This window comes from Prevotella sp. FD3004, assembly GCF_000746155.1.
Classification (GTDB): domain Bacteria; phylum Bacteroidota; class Bacteroidia; order Bacteroidales; family Bacteroidaceae; genus Prevotella.
Window position 1 is genome coordinate 54,186 of sequence record NZ_JQKR01000011.1, and the last position, 18,036, is coordinate 72,221.

Sequence of the window (18,036 nt, forward strand, 5' to 3'; positions counted from 1 at the left end):
TTTATCACTTATCTGTTTCTTCTATTTTGAATCCTACATTCTTCAGGTCGTCCCAGAAGTGCGGATACGATTTCGTCACCACCTGAGGGTTGTTGATGATCAGTCCTTCGGTTGTCAGCGCATAGGGCGCAAAGGCCAGAGCCATGCGGTGGTCCTCATAGGTGTCGATGCCCAGCTCCAGCGAAGGCTCGCAACGTTCGCCGTTCCAATACAGCTCGCTGTCGTTGGCGTCGTGAAGCACGTAGCCCAGCTTTCTCATCTCGCGCTTCATGGCCTCTATGCGGTCGGTCTCTTTAATCTTGAGCGTAGAGAGCCCCTTGAAGTGGAAGGGAATGTTCTTGGCGGCACAAGTCACCACAAACGTCTGTGCCAGGTCGGGCGAGTTCACGAAGTCGTACTCCAGACGGGGCACGCATCTGCCGTTCTGAGTCAGTGTGATAGTCTGGGGGATGCCTTCCTTCTTTGTCTCGAAAGTCGTCTTGATACCAAGTAGGCTGAACAGATAGCGAGTCACAGAGTCGCCCTGTTTCGAACCGTCCATCAGTCCTGTCAGTTTAATCTCTGAATCTCGGCCCTTGCAGAGCGCCAGCATCTCATACCAGTAGCTGGCTCCCGTCCAGTCGTTCTCGATGAAATATTCGCGGTCCTGATAGGCCTTGGGATTCACCGTGATGGTGTCAGCCGAGGTCCATTCAGCTTCAGCTCCGAATTCGCGCATCGTCCAGAGAGTCAGGTCGATGTAGGGGCGTGAGATGATGTCGCCCGTCAATTGCAGGGTGAGTCCGTTCTTCAGCATCGGCCCGATCATCAGCAGGGCCGAGATATACTGTGAGCTCACGTTGCCTGGTATAGCCAGCAGCCCGCCTTTCAGCGTCTTTCCTGTAATGCGTAGTGGGGGATAGCCCGCGGTCTCAACGTATTTGATGTCGGCGCCGAGTGCCTTCATCGCGTCCACCAGTATGCCTATGGGGCGATGCTTCATGCGCTCAGTGCCCGTCAGCACGTGTGTGCCTTTTGTCACACTGAGGTAGGCTGTCATAAACCTCATGGCCGTACCAGCCGCCTTGATGTTAATCTCTTCTGGCATGTCGCGCAGGGCTTTGATAATCACGTCCGTATCGTCGCAGTCGCTCAGATTCTGGGGCAGATTCTTGCCTCCGCTAAGGGCGTAGATTACAAGTGCGCGGTTGGAAATGCTTTTCGAAGCGGGCAGACAAATTGTCTGAGCCAGCTTCTCTGGTGCAGTCAGTTTATATTGTTTCATCTCTATTGATTCATATTTTCGGCACAAAGATACGATTTTTATTTGAATTTCCGCACTAAATGGTGGGTAAATTTGGGCTTATAAACAAAAAGTTGCTTTAAAATTTGGTCAGTTCAGAAAAACTATGTACCTTTGCACCCGCATTCGACAAAACAAGGGTCGGTGCTAAGCAAAATTAGTGTTCGGGATTTAGCGCAGTTGGTAGCGCACACGTCTGGGGGGCGCGAGGTCGCTGGTTCGAGTCCAGTAATCCCGACAGAAAGCGAGAGAGTCGAAAGATTCTCTCGCTTTTCTTTTATTTCTTTGGTCTTGGCAGGCTTTGCATGGTAAGACTGTATGGCTGTTCGTTTTCCGTAGATTGTCAATAAAACATACGTAAAAAAGCGCTTCCTGACCAGCTCAATCTAGGGCGGCGGGAGGCGCTTTTTGGGTTTCATTACGACTAACTATGGGTTTGTCGTAATGAAACTTGGGGTTTGTCGGTAGTAAACTTAGGGTTTACTCGGCGTAAAGTCCACCCCTTTTGGCGTAAAACAAGTTGTTTTATGCGCGCTCAAGTAGTCTTTACGGGTGGTGAAGATAGTCTTTTCGGGAACAAAACAACTTGTTTTGTTCCGAAAGATGACGTCTGAACGAGGGGCGAAAATAAGGCTTTCCTGTAACGTTCACGTTCTCAACGACTTACGGAAACGGCTCAAAACTCGCGTATTTGCGGCCGAAGGATGGCTTGCTTGTAAAGATGCGATTCTTACGAGGTGGTTTGTCATATCGTTTTACTAATTTTACTTTTCTTGAAACTTTTTATGCCTTTGTTGCGTCTAAGATGTAAAAAGGTCAGTGCAGAACGTCTGCGCTGTATTAATGAAAATAACAAATTTAATATGAAAAGAATGAATATGAGACTGCCAATGCTGATGGTTATGTTAATGATGTCGATAATGTCTTTCGCCGAGACTCAGAATATAGGCGGAAAGGTGATTGACGAAAATGGCGAACCGCTCTCTTATGTTAATGTAGTACTGCTGTCGTTGCCCGATTCTGCTTTCGTACAGGGTGCGGTGACAGACGAACAGGGTGTGTTTAATATCGTGACAGACAAGACCGAAGGACTGCTGAAGGTGTCGAGCGTGGGCTACGAGACCATCTACATAGATATTCATGAGGCTAATGGGCTGACCATCCAGATGAAGGAAGACAACAAGGTGCTGAAGGAGGTGGTGGTGAAGGGCCAGCTGCCCAAGACCCATGTGAAGGGCGACGCCATGCGCACCAACGTGGCTGGAACCATCTTGGAGAAGGCCGGTACCGTGAGCGATGCCCTGTCGAGGATTCCTTCGCTTGAAGCCGATCGCGACGGAGCCGTGAAAGTGCTCGGGCGTGGCGACGCCGAGGTGTATATCAATGGGCGTAAGGTTCGCGACGCCAGCGAGCTCACCCGTCTGCGCTCCGATCAGATACAGCATGTCGACGTGGTTCATAACCCTGGCGCCCGCTATGCCGCCTCGACCAAGGCTGTTGTCCGTATCACGCTGAAGAAGGCGCAGGGCGAGGGTATCAGTTTCCAGGATAACCTGGGGGGGATATACCGCTACGGGCACACCATCACCAACAACCTCGACGTGAACTACCGCACGGGCGGTCTCGACCTTACCGCCTCGTTGTGGGCTGGTCGCAATGGTCACAACAAGTCGTTTCAGGAGAACGATATGCGCTATCTGGTAGAGTCTGACAGGATAGACGGCTACACCAAGCAGGACACGAAACAGACGTGGAAGGGCCTCTCGCCACAGTTGCAGGTCAACTATATGGTAGACGAGAACCACTCGTTTGGCGCTTTCTACAAATACGACTATCACCCCGATGGCGCCCTCACCAGCCAGTTTGATACCGATGAGTACGAGAACGGTCTCTTCACAGAGCGTTCTGAAAGCAAGATACGACAGGACGAGAAGTTCAAGAAGCATATCTTCAATGCCTATTATAATGGTAAGCTGGGGCAGCTGGGCATCGACTTCAACCTCGACGGACTCTTTGATCGTACAGAGGCTCCAGGCCAGACCATCGAACAGTCCAAGAACGTTAATGGTGCGGCAATGACGCGTAGCATCGACAGCAACACCAAGAGCGGCAACAACTTCTGGGCCTCTAAGCTTGTCTTGAGCTATCCCTTGTGGAAGGGTAACCTCTCTGTAGGAGGTGAATATTCCTACAACCATCGTACGGATGCCTATACCTACAATGCTTCTGAGGCTGTGCCCGTGACGGCTACCGATACAGAGATCAACGAGAAGTCGGAAGCCCTCTTCATGGACTACGGGCACCAGTTCGGTAAAGTGTTCGTTCAAGCTGGTATACGCTACGAGCATCTCGTGAACGATTACTATAACTTTGGTGTGCGTGAGGATGAGGTGTGTCGCGACTATGGCGACTGGTTCCCCACGGCAGTCATCTCTGCCCCCATTGGCAAGGTTCAGCTCTCGCTCTCTTATCGTCGCGACATCAAGCGCCCTGCCTACAGCAGTCTCACCAGTTCTACCATCTATCTGAACCGCTATGCCTATCAGAGTGGTAACCCTTACCTGAAGCCAACCTATACCCACAGTCTCGTGCTGAACGCTGGCTACAAGTGGATGGGCGTCAATATCAACCTCAGTCGTGTGAAGAACTCAGAGACGATGTCTACTGAGCCATTCCCTGGTGCCGACAACCCGCTCATCAGTCTGGTTCGTCCCATCAACACAAAGGATGACTACAACCAGCTGAGCTTCAACCCCTATGCCAGTCCGGTTATAGGCTGCTGGCATCCCACATGGTTTGTCTATGCTCTCTTCCAGAACTATAAGTCGCCCAGCCTCGACGGCTCGATCGTCACGCTCAACCGTCCGTATGTCAACATGGGCTGGGATAACACCGTCAAACTGCCAAAGGGCTGGCGCCTGAATGCCGGAATGCGCTTCAACCCCAAGGGCGACGTAGACAACTTCCGCATCACGAGAGCCCAGTTCAGTGCCGACTTAGGTGTTCAGCACGACATCAGTCTGCGCCGTCTCGGTTCGCTCACTCTTGATCTGCGTTGCAACGACATTTTTAATTCTAACGTTACCAGGGCCATCGTCTATGGCGTTCGCGAACTCACCGTCTACAACCCCGTTCGTCGCACGTTCAGGCTCGACCTTACCTGGAAGTTCAACGAGGCCCGCTCTAAGTATCGTGGCTCAGGCGCTGGAGAGAAACAGAAAGCCAGAATGTAATTTTCTGAGAAGTGTGTAGTTTTTTGTTGCTTCTTGCGTCTAAAGAATAAAATGTATCGTATGTACGCGACCCGTTATCAACCAAACACCCGAATAGATGTAGCCGATGCCCTGAGAGGCATTGCCGTGGCTGGTATTATTCTTTATCACTCTGTAGAGCACTTTAATATCTTTACGCAAGAGCCGATAGTGCATGCGCTGTCTTCCGATCAGCAAGTGGCTGATGTGCTGGCCTGGCTGCTCAGCGGTAAGATGTATGGTATCTTCGCCATGCTTTTCGGACTGAGCTTCTTTATCATGAACGACAACCAGCAGCAGAAGGGCCGCTCGTTCTCGGGGCGCTTTGCATGGCGTATGTGTCTGTTGTTCGGCTTTGGTCTCATCAATGTGGCTTTCTATGATGGCGATATCCTGATGCTCTATGCGGTATATGGCCTGTTGCTGATTCCCATCAGCTATCTGCCGTCGCGAGTCGTCTGGTGTATCATCGCCCTATTGGCCTTGCAGCCTGTGGAATTGTTCTGTCTGCTGACGGGTAGCACGATAGACCATTCCACGCTGTGGGAGTTGTATGGCCGTATCAACAGTATGCACGAACATGGTTCGTTCTTGGAGAACGCCATCACTAACCTGCGATACGGCTTTGAGGTGAATTTCAGATTCAATGTTTTCAGCGGACGCCTGACACAGTTGCTCTGTCTGTTTATTCTCGGTATGCAGTTAGGCAGACAGAGAATGTTCTATAATGAAGGACGGAACTTAAAGATATGGCATAACCTTCTCGTTGGTTCTGTCGTTGTCGTTATCGCCCTGAGTCTTGTTGACTTTGGCGAGTTGGCCCTTTGGCTCGCACCTATTTACAACTTGTTGATTCTGCTGATGATCGTTTCGGCAGTGGTCTCGGCTTGGTATGCCTTCGGTGGCGTGCGTAAGGTGCTTCACCATCTGTGCATATTCGGTCGCATGAGCCTTACCAACTATCTGTTGCAGTCTGTCATCGGCTGTTTCATCTTCTGCGGCTATGGCCTGGCCTGCTACCGCCTATTGGGTGTAACCTATGCTGTTATGATAGGTCTGGGCATGGTCTTGTGTCAATATCTGTTCTGCCGCTATTGGTTTATGTCTCATCCACGCGGACCATTAGAGGGAATATGGCGTAAGCTGACTTGGATTAATAGTGAAAAAAATAACGATAAATAAAGAAGTAAAACAATGAAGAAAGTATTGAAGATTGCGCTGCTAAGCGTATTGGGACTGGTTCTGGTCGTAGGAGTGCTGGTATGGCTTGAATTCGGCCCGTTTGTTAAAGGCGCATTATCAGTTGAGAAACTCGACGACGGCCTGTATTATATGGAATATAAAGGCGACGACGGGTTCGACGGACTGATGGAGCAGGGAGGATTTGAGAATGCCGACCAATTAGTGAGCTATGTGATGGGCTTCCTGTCGAAAGGTCACTATAAGCCAGAGGTGAACACAAAGAAAGAGGGCTTCGGATGTTCGACGCTGACGGTGGCTTCACCAGACGGCGGGGTACTGATGGGGCGCAACTTCGACTTCCCGTCAGGCGTGGGCGTGATCTTACATACGATTCCTAATCGCGGCTACGAATCGATAACGACTTTCAACGTGGAGTTCTACGGATTCGGAGACGATTACAAGCCCGAAGGGTTCTCGAACCAATATCTGGCACTTACAGGATTGTTCGTGGCACTTGACGGTATAAACGAAAAGGGCCTCGCTATAGCAGACTTGATAGCTGGCGATTCTATAGAGACGCACCAGCGTACAAGCAAGCCCGACCTTACCACGACAGCAGCTATCCGCTATATGTTAAACAATGCTGCTAATGTGGGCGAAGCCCTGGAACTGCTGAATGGCATTGATATGCACTCTGATATTGGCGCAGCTCACCATTATGCGATATCTGACGTCTCGGGTAGAAGTGTAGTCGTAGAATATGTAGACAATAAAATGGTGGTGACGGAAACGCCAGCCGTAACCAACCACTATCTGTGTGATGCTAAGCATAATGTAGGACTGAAAGAAGGCGATGACCGCTACGACAGATTATGTGAGAAATATGACCAGACGGGTGGCGTGATGGATGTGAAGCAGTTGACTGAAGCCATCGAGGCTGTGTCGCAGCCAGAAAGAGAAGGCTTCTTTGGTACTGTTTGGACAATGGTGATGGATCTGAAGAATCCTTCGGTGACTTACTATTCGCGTCGCCATTTCGATAAGCCTTTCCACTTTAAGCTTTCTCAGCCAAATGGGAAATAAAAAGACTGGGGAAATTATATTTGTATGATGAGAAGATACAGATATATCAAGAGTAACGCTTTTACGGCAGGCGAGTCGCTTGGCAACCCTGCGGCATGTCTGTTTCTGGACGATGCATCCATGACTGGCGAACAGATGCAGTCGATAGCCAGTGAGCACAAGGGGTTTGTGATGGAGATGGTGTTTTGTGGACAGTCGGAGAAAGCAGATGCGAAACTGACTTACTACTCATCGGAGTGTGAGGTGGACTTTTGTGGCCATGGAACCATCGCTACCATGTATTCGCTGATCAAGGACACACCAGAACTAATGTTGAAGCCTGTGGTGATGGTTGAGACAAACCGCAAGGGAATGATAGAGGTGTATAATGCCATCAAGGAAGAGGACGCCGTCTATATCAGTGCCCCTGATCCCATAGAACATCCTACGGAACTCACGACGGGGCAACTGGAAGAGATTCTGGAATTGCCCCACGATACCATCTGCAAAGACCTGCCCATACGAATCATAGACGCGGGATTACGGACGCTCATCGTTCCCGTCAAGGATTTGGAGACCGAAATCTCGGTCTATCCGGACGAGAGCCGTCTGAAGATGTTTTGCGAAGGGAACGATATCGATATTATTCTCGTCTTCTCCAAGCAGACAGCCGATACATCGGCTTTTGCACACACGCGAGTCTTCGCACCGAGGTTCGGTTATCTCGAAGATCCCGCCACAGGCTCAGGAAACAGCGCTTTTGCCAACTATCTGCTGAGCGAGAAACTCTGGGATGGACATCTGATTGCTATAGAACAAGGCGGCAATGATCGTGTCTTTAACTCGGTGAAACTGAAATACGCTAACGGCAAAGTTCTCTTTGGGGGCAAGGCAACAGTTAAGATCGAAGGATATTATATCGTATAATATAAAACAGGCAATCTAAAAAAAACTTGGTCTTGCAACTTTTCTGATCTATATAACGTCAAATAGACGTAAACTAATTTTAAAAATAAAGATTATGATACTATCAACAACCCCGACTATTGAAGGTCACACAATCCGCGAGTATAAGGGTGTGGTGACAAGTGAGACCATTATTGGTGCAAACCTCGTAAAGGATATCTTTGCAGGTATCCGTGATCTTGTTGGCGGACGCTCTGGCAGTTACGAGCAGGTTTTACGTGAGGCTAAGGACACATCGATGCGAGAGATGATGGAACGTGCCAAGGCAATGGGCGCTAATGCTATAGTAGGTATCGATATTGATTATGAGACTATTGGTGCAAAAGGATCTATGCTGATGGTTTCCACAAGTGGAACGGCTGTGGTAATCTGAGTAAATGTTGCAGAAGCGTCTTTCCTATCTGGACAATCTTAAAGTTTGTCTAACGGTACTTGTGATATTTCACCATGCGGGTCAGGCTTATGGCGATGGTGGAGAATGGGCCTATCACCCCAGCAATCCTGCTGAGGTGATGCCTTGGATTTGGCATTTCTTCTCTACGAATGCCGCTTTTTTTATGGGCTTGTATTTCCTGATATCCGGCTATTTCGTACCAAAGAGTTTTGATAAGCAGGGAGCAGGCACCTTTGTAAAGAAGAAATTGATACGCTTGGGTATTCCGTGGCTGCTGATGGGAGGCTTACTCTCTGTGCTGGCTGGTAAACTGGAGACTGGTCATATGTGGTTCGTGGAGAATCTGCTGTTCTTCAGCCTTGTCTATGCTGGTATCAGACTGTTTTGCAAGCCTCTGTTGAGTTGTACGTCGAAACCTACGATAATCGGACTCTTTATTGTTGGTGCTTTGATGGGAGTGGGCAGTTATTTCATCCGTCGGGAAAGTCCTCAAGACCACTGGATATTCTGGATGGGACTGATTTTTGAACCTGCTCATTATTTGCAGTATGTCATGATGTTCTTTTTGGGCGTCCTGGCCTGCCGCTTCGAGTGGTTGGAAAAAATGGAGAATCGCATAGGTGCAATCGCTCTGTTGATTGGCATCGTTCTCGCTATAGGTAACTATGCGAGAGACGGTGGTGAGTGGAATGCGTTCGTGTATCGGTGGTTTGGTATTTACGAGTCGCTGATGTGTGTCTTCATCTCATTCGGACTGCTTTGGCTGTTCCGTGAGTATGGAAACTGGAGCAGCCGCTTCTGGCAGTGGTGTGCCGCTCAGTCGTATGGCGCATATATATTCCACATGATACTGATGCTGCTCCTGCAGTATGCAACAGACACGATATGGATGGGGGCCTTTGGTAAATTCATGTTTATAGGTACCGCCATTACCATTGCGTCCTTTGTTCTTACCTGGCTGGTACGGATGATCCCTGGCGTCAAGAAGGTCCTTTAACGATTCCCTTGATATAAAAGCTCGCAGTGCGTTTCAGATATTTCTATTAATTAGATGTTTACGACTATTCATGTGACGTCTGAAAGACGATGATATTAAGTAATAATGATAATATAAAAAATGAAAAGAATGTTTTTAGGAGCAGCTCTCACGATGCTGCTTTTCCCTGCGGTGGCAGGGGCTCAGGCCACACAAACCATTCGTGGACAAGTGAGTGATGTGGCATCTGGTGAGCCAATGATTGGTGTAACGATTCAAGTAGAGAACGGCATGACGATGTCTGCTGTATCAGGTCTCGATGGTAACTTCGTAATTGAGAATGTGCCTGTGGGGCGACATTCTGTCAGGGCCACCTATGTTGGTTATGAACCTGTGTTGTTGAAGGAGCAGCTGCTTTCTTCTGGTAAGGAGTTGGTTCTGAACCTCCGTATGCGTGAGAGCATCTCAGAACTGGGTGAGGTTGTCGTTAAGCCCCGTGTGAACAAGCAGTTGCCACTTAATGAGATGGCACAGGTTGGTGCTCGTATGTTCAGTGTAGAGGAAGCCAGCCGATATGCTGGAGGTATGGCGGATCCAGCCCGTACGGCGTCAATGTTTGCCGGTGTTGCTACTGGTGGTGCTACTAATGGTATTAGTATTCATGGTAATTCACCCCAGATGTTACAGTGGCGTGTTGAAGGCATAGAGGTGAATAACCCCAATCACTTCGCGGAGATTACTGAGGCTGGCGGCGGTGTCTTTACTTCTTTGAACGGTACTGTTCTCGCCAATAGCGATTTTCTGACTGGCGCAATGCCTGCGGAGTTTGGAAATGCCCTTTCCGGTGCATTCGACATGAAGATGCGCGTGGGAAATAATACCAAATATGAGCATGCCGTGCAGGTGGGTACGCTGGGTGTTGACTTTGCCTCGGAAGGCCCTTTGAAGAAAGGAACGAAGAGCTCGTACCTTATTAATTATCGCTATAGCTTCCTTGAAATAGCCAAGAAACTTCATGCCATCAACATGGAGAATGAGACCCTCGACTATCAGGACTTGAGTTTCAAAATCAATATGCCTACAACTAAGGCTGGTACCTTTGCCGTGTGGTTCACAGGACTTGTTGATAACTATGAAAACAATGTGCCTGACGTTTCAGAGTGGGAGACATTGTGGGACTCAAATGATTCCTGGTCTCGACAGCGCAATTGTGCTTTAGGCGTGAATCATACCTATCGCTTTAAAACGGGCGGAACACTACATTCCAGTATTGCCTTCACAGGAGCTTACAGAAAACTGGGGGAGAACGATTATGATGAACAGATGACCAAGATGCCGGATTTGGCAGGACGCAACTCGCAGTGGAACGTCATTATCAGTGCACAACACCAGCAAAAGTTATCCTCTCGCTACACCATGCAGAATGGTTTTGAACATCAGCATCTGGACTTCCACACGTGGATGGATTATATTAAGGTGACGGGAGGTCCGCTATATCGTGTCTATGAATCTGAGGGTAACACGGGACTGACGCGTCTTTATAGCAGTCATAAGCTGGCACTGAGCAGCAGATTGTCTACAGTGGCCGGTGTTAATGTGATGTGGTTCAACCTTAACAACCAGTGGCTGGTAGAGCCTCGAATCAGTGTGCAGTATAAAACGTCTCCGTCGAGTACGTTGTCACTGGCTTATACTCTGAACAGCCGTAAGGAATCAACGGATTCTTATTTTGTGACGATGGGAGATGGAAATCCCAATGAGGATCTTGGATTGACGCGCTCACACCATATCTCAGCCTCGTTTGCGCAGCGCTTAGGCGAGAATGCCATGCTGAAGATTGAGCCATACTGGCAATGGCTTTTTGATGTACCTGTGGAACAGGGGACAACCTATTCTATTATTAACCACCGTAAGTTTTTCCAGGATCGTGCGTTGGTGAACGAAGGTGCTGGCAGAAACTATGGCGTTGACCTTACGCTAGAGCGTTATCTCAAAGACGGTTTCTATGGTATGCTGACGGCAACCGTATTCAAGTCGGAGTATCGTGACGCTCAGGGTGAGTGGCATCACTCACGTCTGGATCGTGGTTATATCACAAATATCCTAGGTGGTAAGGAGTGGATGGTAGGCCGTTCTAAGAAAAACGTATTCGGTCTTAATGGACGTCTCACCCTGATGGGGGGTGATCGGTATACGCCTATTCCTGAGGGAATCACCTTTGAGGATGTTATGCAGCGACCTGACAGGTCTGTTCCTGAAGATGACGGCCTTGATCCGTTCTGTAAGCAAAAGGGTATGAATGTGGGTTATGCTTTTTCGGTGAAGTACACCATCAATAAGAAACATACTTCGCACCACTTTATTCTCGAATATCTGCAAATACGGACGTTTCAGGGGCAGACCTTTGATCTGAGGACCCATGAGATCGTAGATAAATACACGTCACTAACCTTCCCTAATATTGCATATAGGGTGGAATTCTAAAAAAGTTAGAAAGAAGTGTAGTTTTCTCGTCGTTTTTTGCGTCTAACAGATAAATAATGTAGAATTTTAAATGTTTTAGAATGATGAAGAAACTATTTTTCGCCGTAGCACTGGCTTTCGTAAGCGTGGCAGGCATGGCACAGAACCTGAAAGCAAACATGGACACGAGTGTGAAACCTGGTGACGACTTCTGGCAGTATGCTGTGGGCAACTGGCTGAAGAACAACCCGCTGGACAAGGTACATCCTGAGAATGGTGCCTTTACCGATCTCTCGGAACTGAACAAGGACCGTATTAACGCCCTCGTTATGAAGTATGCTGAGAAGAAGGATCTCCCCCAGGGCAGTGACGGACAGAAAATCGGTGCACTCTATCGCCTCTACATGGATAGCGTTAGTCGCAATAAGATGGGCTATGAGCCGATTATGCCTTACCTGAAGCAGGTGCGCGAGCTGAAGACCCGCGAGGAGGCTCTGAAGTTGATGTGCGAGTTCGATGCCAAGGGCTTCAATACCGCTCCCTTCGGTATCAGCCTGAGTCTGAACCCCTTCAACTCATCGGAGTTTATGATTGGCGGTGGACATGGTGGCGCTTCACTGGCTCAGGAGTATTATGCCGAGCCCAATGAGCAGCAGAAGAAGACTGTAGAGGCTGTAAAGGCCCTGTATAAGGACTACTTCAAGATGGTGGGCTACAGCGATGAAGAGGCTCAGAAGAAGATGGAAGCCGAGTGGGCCATTGAGCACGCCATCGGTGTGAAGACCCTGAATCAGGTGGCCAGTCGTAACCCTATGGCTACCATCCATATTATGTCATGGGAGCAGCTGTTGCAGGACTTTAAGGGCATCGACTGGGTGGGCTATCGCGACGCTTTGAACATGCCTAAGGATATTGACAAGGTGAACATCAGCCAGCTCGAGCCCCTCCACGAAGTTGAGAATATTCTGGCCAACACCAGTCTGGAGGATTTGAAGTCATACATGGAGTTGCACGTAATCAAAGCCTACAGCAGCTACCTCTCTGACGCCTTCACTGATCGTGCCTTCGAGGCCAACAAGGTGATTACAGGCGTTCAGGAGCAGCAGCCCCGTTGGAAGCGTGCTGTAAATGCCATCAGCGGAAAACTGGGTGAGACCATCGGTAAACTGTATGTAGCTGAGTACTTCCCCGAGACCAGCAAGCAGCGTGTGGTTCGTCTGGTGAAGGATCTGCAGCAGGCTTTCGAGGACCGTTTGACGGAGAACACCTGGATGAGCGACTCTACCAAGGCCAAGGCACTGGAGAAACTGCACGCCATGTATATCAACGTAGGTTATCCCGATAAATGGGAGGATATGGAGAAGTTCGTGGATATCCGCGAGGACCAGAACCTAGTGGAGAACTTTATCCGCATCAACGAGGAAGCACGTGCTGCTGAGTTCCGCAAATACTGGCACCAGCCTGTAGACAAGACCATGATGGCTTGCACGCCTCAGACGGTGAATGCCTTCTATAACCCGCTGTTCAACAGCATCAACTTCCCCGCAGCCATTCTGCAGCCCCCGTTCTTCGATCCTGAGGCCGACTATGCTACCAACTATGGCGCCATCGGTATGGTGATTGGTCACGAGATGAGTCATGGCTTCGACGATCAGGGTTGTCAGTTTGACAAGGACGGAAACCTGAAGAACTGGTGGACTGCTGACGATAAGGCTAAATACGATGAGCGCACCAAGGTGCTGGCCGACTGGTTCAGTGAGCAGGAGGCTGTGCCCGGACTGAATGTGAACGGACAGAAGACTTTGGGTGAGAACATCGGTGACAATGGTGGACTGAAGATTGCTTATCGCGCCTTTGAGAACCGTATGAAGCAGGAGCCTTTGAAGGATGTGGAGGGCTTCACCCCTGCACAGCGTTTCTATCTGGCTTACGCTCGCGTATGGGCCAGCAACACAACACCTGAGTATACTGCTATGATCGTGAACAGCGACGTACATTCGCCTAACCGCATCCGTGTGCAGGCTGCTCTGCCTATGATTGACACATGGTACGATGCCTTCGGTATCAAGGAGGGCGATAAGATGTTCGTGCCCAAGGAGAAACGCGCATTAGTGTGGTAAAATAAATGGAAGAAAAGGGAATATAGTTAACTTTTAAGGCTTTTGTTTGGTCGTTTTGGGTAATTTGTATATTTTTGCAGCTGAATGAAAGCATTGAGTTATATATCAGATAAAGGAAAGCGGGCAGTTTTACTGCGCGCTTTCCATATTTGGCAACGAAGGCCTCACGAGGTAGCTCCTCTTTCTGAGATAAGTCATGAATGTGCTTCGTGTGGGTCAATCTTTAACGGGAATTTCTGTCCACGTTGTGGACAATCGGCAAAGGTAGGGCGTTTCTCTTTTAAGAAAGCGTTCCTGCTTTTTCTCGATGTATGGGGTGTCGGTAATAGGGGCATGTTCCGCAGTCTTCGTGATCTGATGTTCCGCCCAGGCTATATGATCCGCGACTATATTAGCGGCATGCAGTCGGCTTATTTCCCTCCGTTTAAGATGTTCTTTCTGTTAGCGGCTCTCTCTTTGGTTGTGGCACATGGCTTCAGTCTTGGTAGTGATGGAGATGAGACAAAGACGGATGTGAATGAGAAAATGGAGGCTGTAAAGCAAGAGATGAAGCAAGTGAAACAGGAAGTGTCTGATGAGATATCTCTGGGCAATAAGAGTTTTCAGGTGACAATGGATACGGATAATCTGGATTCGCCTTTATTGAATAAAGGTCATGGATTCTTTAAGATGATGAATACGCTCAGGAAGAATAATCCAGCTATTTTTTCGCTTCTGTCGCTTGTCATTTTCTCTTTGCCATTGTATTTCTTCTTCCGCTCTACGCCAACTATTCCAGATCTCCGATATTCGGAGTTTATAGTGGCTCTTGTCTATACATCAAATATGTATAGTATCTATTCGATAGCGGGTAATCTGTTGAACTCCTCTATCTTAAAGGTAATCGCTTTTTTGATGGTATTCGTAGCGCTCAAACAGTTCTCGGGATACTCGAAACGTCGTGTGCTGTGGTATCTTATGCTGACGGTGCTGTTCTCGCTTGTTATAGTAGTAGCCTTGGCGGCTTTGGGAGTCTATATTGCCTACCTGACTTCTAAGGGGTGAACATGAATCCTTATCTGTAGATAAAGAACTTCCCACCATCGCTTTGGCAGTATTTATGAATTAGCTTTTGAATGAAACGCGCATTATCGGCTACGCGTTCTTCATTACCATCATAACCATTGATAAGTACTACGAGATGGGTAGTGTCTATTGTCATTTTAGTGCGTTCATTATCGCTGGTGGGAGTCCCAACGCCTCCTTGCTCATCACGATATACGGGTAATCCTGCGATGTTAAGCATGCCTCGTCCAATGCCCTCGTAAGGTTCTCCCTCTTTGCCTACGCCTAAAGTCAGCGTATCGCCAACAAACTTATCAGCATCAAACCCTCCGATGCTATAACCATAGGCAATAGAAGCCAGATTGACGAGATCTACGAGGGTGTCAATCTGATAAATCTCCTTACCTTGGAGCATACGACGGATGAGTTGTTCACTGGCAGGACGATAGCGCGATGGATCTTTACCGCAGGCTTTATATACACGGCGGGTGGCAGCGATACCTGAAAGTTCCTTCAGACTCTCAGTCGTTAGTTCTTTTCTGAACTGTTCCTCAATAGCATGAATCTCGTCCCATAGTTCAGCACAATATGGTGTGTTGACGACTTGCGCTTCGACGGCAGCTCCCACGAAATTGGGACATACGCTTTCTATTTCCTGTGATACAATGATTTTCATCTGTTTTGTTTATTCATTGTATGCAATGGCATTCAGAATATCTTGCTGGATGATACCATTGGTTGCCACCACACAGTTACCCTCTGTGAAATCGTCGGAACCGCTGTAATCGGTCACTGCCCCTCCAGCCTCTGTTACGATGAGGCTTCCAGCCATATAATCCCACTGGCCTATGTACTGTTCGGCATAGCCGTCAAGCCTGCCTGCTGCAACATAACAGAGAGCGATAGCTGCAGAACCTAGCATGCGGATGCTGGCACAATAACCATAGAATGTATCGATGAGATGTTGGGCTGTGGGTTTGTAAGCATCGCTGTTGTATGGCAACTGAAAACAGAGTAGAGCGTCCTCTATCTGTTGCTGGCTGACAGAGAGCTTCTCTTCATTGCAATAAGCGCCACCTCCCTGCCAAGCATAGAAACACTCGTTAGTGCAGATCTCATAAACCACACCGATTTCTATTTGTTTGCCTCTAAGCAGCGCGATGCTGACGGCATAGGGTGTAAACTGGTGAATGAAGTTGGTCGTGCCGTCGAGAGGGTCTACTACCCATACATATTGCTCTTTGTCGTGTGTAGCTGATCCTTCTTCGGTGATAAAACCTGCTTCAGGTAATAATTCTCTAAGGGCGCTGACAATACGCTCTTCTGAACCCTTGTCTACATAGCTTACATAATCGTGGGCATGTTTCCGTTCTACCTTGTTAAGAGAGAATTTGCTACGCTCCTCACGAATATATGACCCTGCACTTTTTGCTACTTCGCAAACAGCCAGGGTCAGTGTTTTGAGTTCTGTTTGATTCATTAATCGTCTGGATTCCTTTTATAGTGGAATTCCTGAATGTTCGGATTCTGTCCGAGGTCAGTATCAGGAACCGTGACTTGCTGTATGAGTTTCTGGTCGTAGCCCTTATGAACAGGACCCACGTCAAGCAGAATATCCTTGTAGAGTACAGTCGGTACAATCAGTCCAAAGGCGCCAAAACCAACACGGACGCCTTCGGGGTGCAAGTTGTTGTGAAGATAGGCCGTACTATATAATCCGTGACGATATACCTGCAGACGATTATACATATGATAGGCCTTTCTTACTTCCTCAGTCACCGCCATACTGTCGCCTTTTGTAAAGATGAATCCCAAGTTGTGTACATAATCATCGATAGGGTCACCCTTGATGCTGTCATTCTCTTCCAGACACTGCATAATGTTGTCTTCCATCTCCTCTGCCATTTCTTTTTCTGTAGGAGTGGTGAAGTGGGCAATAAACAGCATGACGAAGATAAACGCTACGAAGATGAGCAACCTTCCTAGACAACTGTGCATGAAAACCTTTCCCATGGACTCTTTTGTCCTGTAATTACCTCTGTCTGCCTGATACATTGTAGTTTTAGATTTGATTGTTATGTATTAAGTTCATGAATTCCTGTCGGGTCTTTGCCTGATTAAAGGCTCCGCTGAAGTCACTGGTAGTGGTAATAGAGTTCTGCTTCTCGATGCCACGCATTTGCATACACATGTGCTTGGCCTCGACGACCACCATTACGCCTAAGGGATGTAGGGTGTCTTGAATGCAGTCTTTGATCTGTTGGGTCATGCGCTCCTGTACTTGCAACCTATGGGCAAAGATGTCGACGACACGGGCGATTTTTGAAAGCCCTGTGATATAGCCGTTAGGGATATAAGCTACGTGGGCCTTGCCATAGAAGGGGAGCATATGGTGTTCGCAAAGTGAGAAGAAATCGATATCTTTGACGATGACCATCTGGGAGTAGTCTTCCTTAAAGAGTGCATCAGTAAGTACTTTGTGAGCATCCATCTGATAGCCTCTGGTGAGCGTCTGCATGGCCTTGGCCACTCGCATGGGTGTTTTCTCCAGTCCTTCGCGGGTGGGATCTTCGCCCAATAGGGTGAGTACCTCTTTATAATGGCTTGCCAACTCTTCGAGTCCTTCTCTATATACTTCTTGAATCATACGTTAGGGGTTGGGTTATGGGGTTGTGTCGGCTGATGCAGACTGGTAGGATACTGTGATCTTGCCTTTGACGATGATGGCCGACTGATAACCGAGGTTTTTTACGCGAGTGAGTACTTCGTGAGCCTCTTCATAGGTGCGGTAATTACCCATTCGGCATATCCATCTTGGAGAATAGAAATGCACGTAGACAGGGACACTAGGGAAGAACGATTTTATCTCACTGCCTATTCTCTCGGCTTTAATACGATCGTTGCGGGAGTTACCTCCTGCGAAGACTTGAACACGATAGCCATTGACCTTATAACCTTTCAGTACTTTCTTCCTGTTTTCGATGGTATCAGGTACCACAACAACGTTCTGATGCGTCTCTGTGGCCTTGGCTTCGGGCTTCTTGTCTTGTTCTTTTTCTTTTGGGTTTGTAGCAGTATTAGTGTGGTTTTCTTTTTTCTCTGTTTGTTTTTGGGGAACCGTTTGTGTACGGCGTTCGTTTGTGCCGTTCACCAGGTCGTCTATGGTCTTGTCTTGGGTGACAGTTACCTTACCCTCACCGCTGTTGCTCTTCTGCAACTTCTGAGTGAAGGAAGATTGCGCGTTGGCTGCCATGATGCAGCCAACACACAATATCATTATGATAACGAGACGTCTC

The 18,036-nt window shown here is 48.3% G+C and carries 15 protein-coding genes and 1 tRNA gene; 10 read left to right on the plus strand and 6 right to left on the minus strand.

Features of this window, described 5'->3' with window-relative positions; translation table 11 throughout:
- Positions 1-4 precede the first annotated feature (4 nt).
- The gene (locus tag T325_RS02615; protein WP_036910222.1) at positions 5-1,264 is read right to left on the minus strand and encodes a 3-phosphoshikimate 1-carboxyvinyltransferase; all 1,260 of its coding nucleotides are present in this window, start codon (positions 1,262-1,264) and stop codon (positions 5-7) included.
- A gap of 183 nt (positions 1,265-1,447) precedes the next feature.
- Here T325_RS02615 and T325_RS02620 point away from each other — a divergent pair.
- The 10 genes from T325_RS02620 to T325_RS02665 all read left to right on the plus strand — a co-directional run bounded on the left by T325_RS02620 (position 1,448) and on the right by T325_RS02665 (position 14,740).
- A tRNA-Pro gene (locus T325_RS02620) sits at positions 1,448-1,520 on the plus strand.
- Between the two features lie 625 nt (positions 1,521-2,145).
- The gene (locus tag T325_RS02625; RefSeq protein WP_197051299.1) at positions 2,146-4,515 is read left to right on the plus strand and encodes an outer membrane beta-barrel protein; all 2,370 of its coding nucleotides are present in this window, start codon (positions 2,146-2,148) and stop codon (positions 4,513-4,515) included.
- Positions 4,516-4,575: 60 nt separating this feature from the next.
- Complete coding sequence (locus T325_RS02630) at positions 4,576-5,715, plus strand: DUF418 domain-containing protein (RefSeq protein ID WP_036910446.1); 1,140 nt, start codon at positions 4,576-4,578, stop codon at positions 5,713-5,715.
- Positions 5,716-5,727: 12 nt separating this feature from the next.
- Positions 5,728-6,798: a linear amide C-N hydrolase gene (locus tag T325_RS02635; protein ID WP_036910223.1), complete on the plus strand. Its 1,071-nt coding sequence runs from the start codon at positions 5,728-5,730 to the stop codon at positions 6,796-6,798.
- Positions 6,799-6,822: 24 nt separating this feature from the next.
- Positions 6,823-7,704: a PhzF family phenazine biosynthesis protein gene (locus tag T325_RS02640; protein ID WP_197051300.1), complete on the plus strand. Its 882-nt coding sequence runs from the start codon at positions 6,823-6,825 to the stop codon at positions 7,702-7,704.
- Positions 7,705-7,798: 94 nt separating this feature from the next.
- A complete protein-coding gene (locus tag T325_RS02645) occupies positions 7,799-8,116 on the plus strand; it encodes a heavy metal-binding domain-containing protein (RefSeq protein ID WP_036910225.1) in 318 nt (105 codons plus the stop codon).
- 4 nt (positions 8,117-8,120) lie between these two features.
- The gene (locus T325_RS02650) at positions 8,121-9,134 is read left to right on the plus strand and encodes an acyltransferase family protein (RefSeq protein ID WP_036910226.1); all 1,014 of its coding nucleotides are present in this window, start codon (positions 8,121-8,123) and stop codon (positions 9,132-9,134) included.
- Positions 9,135-9,254: 120 nt separating this feature from the next.
- A complete protein-coding gene (locus T325_RS02655) occupies positions 9,255-11,597 on the plus strand; it encodes a TonB-dependent receptor (protein ID WP_036910227.1) in 2,343 nt (780 codons plus the stop codon).
- An 83-nt stretch (positions 11,598-11,680) separates the two neighbouring features.
- Positions 11,681-13,696 carry a M13 family metallopeptidase gene (locus T325_RS02660; RefSeq protein ID WP_036910447.1) on the plus strand — a complete coding sequence of 672 codons (2,016 nt, stop codon included), beginning with the start codon at positions 11,681-11,683 and terminating at the stop codon, positions 13,694-13,696.
- A gap of 84 nt (positions 13,697-13,780) precedes the next feature.
- Positions 13,781-14,740 carry a DUF3667 domain-containing protein gene (locus T325_RS02665; protein WP_081911018.1) on the plus strand — a complete coding sequence of 320 codons (960 nt, stop codon included), beginning with the start codon at positions 13,781-13,783 and terminating at the stop codon, positions 14,738-14,740.
- A gap of 10 nt (positions 14,741-14,750) precedes the next feature.
- Here T325_RS02665 and T325_RS02670 read toward each other — a convergent pair whose 3' ends face one another.
- The 5 genes from T325_RS02670 to T325_RS02690 are packed head-to-tail and all read right to left on the minus strand — an operon-like array spanning position 14,751 to position 18,017.
- Positions 14,751-15,416, minus strand: a complete 666-nt coding sequence (locus T325_RS02670) for a B3/B4 domain-containing protein (RefSeq protein WP_036910229.1) — start codon at positions 15,414-15,416, stop codon at positions 14,751-14,753.
- Positions 15,417-15,425: 9 nt separating this feature from the next.
- The gene (locus T325_RS02675) at positions 15,426-16,220 is read right to left on the minus strand and encodes an inositol monophosphatase family protein (RefSeq protein WP_036910230.1); all 795 of its coding nucleotides are present in this window, start codon (positions 16,218-16,220) and stop codon (positions 15,426-15,428) included.
- Entirely contained in the window at positions 16,220-16,753 is a 534-nt protein-coding gene (locus tag T325_RS02680; protein ID WP_143058341.1) for a hypothetical protein, read from the minus strand. The genes T325_RS02675 and T325_RS02680 overlap by 1 nt, the downstream gene beginning before the upstream one ends.
- Before the next feature lie 49 nt (positions 16,754-16,802).
- Positions 16,803-17,387: a GTP cyclohydrolase I FolE gene (gene folE, locus T325_RS02685; RefSeq protein ID WP_036910232.1), complete on the minus strand. Its 585-nt coding sequence runs from the start codon at positions 17,385-17,387 to the stop codon at positions 16,803-16,805.
- 15 nt (positions 17,388-17,402) lie between these two features.
- The gene (locus T325_RS02690; protein ID WP_231622178.1) at positions 17,403-18,017 is read right to left on the minus strand and encodes an SPOR domain-containing protein; all 615 of its coding nucleotides are present in this window, start codon (positions 18,015-18,017) and stop codon (positions 17,403-17,405) included.
- Positions 18,018-18,036 lie beyond the last annotated feature (19 nt).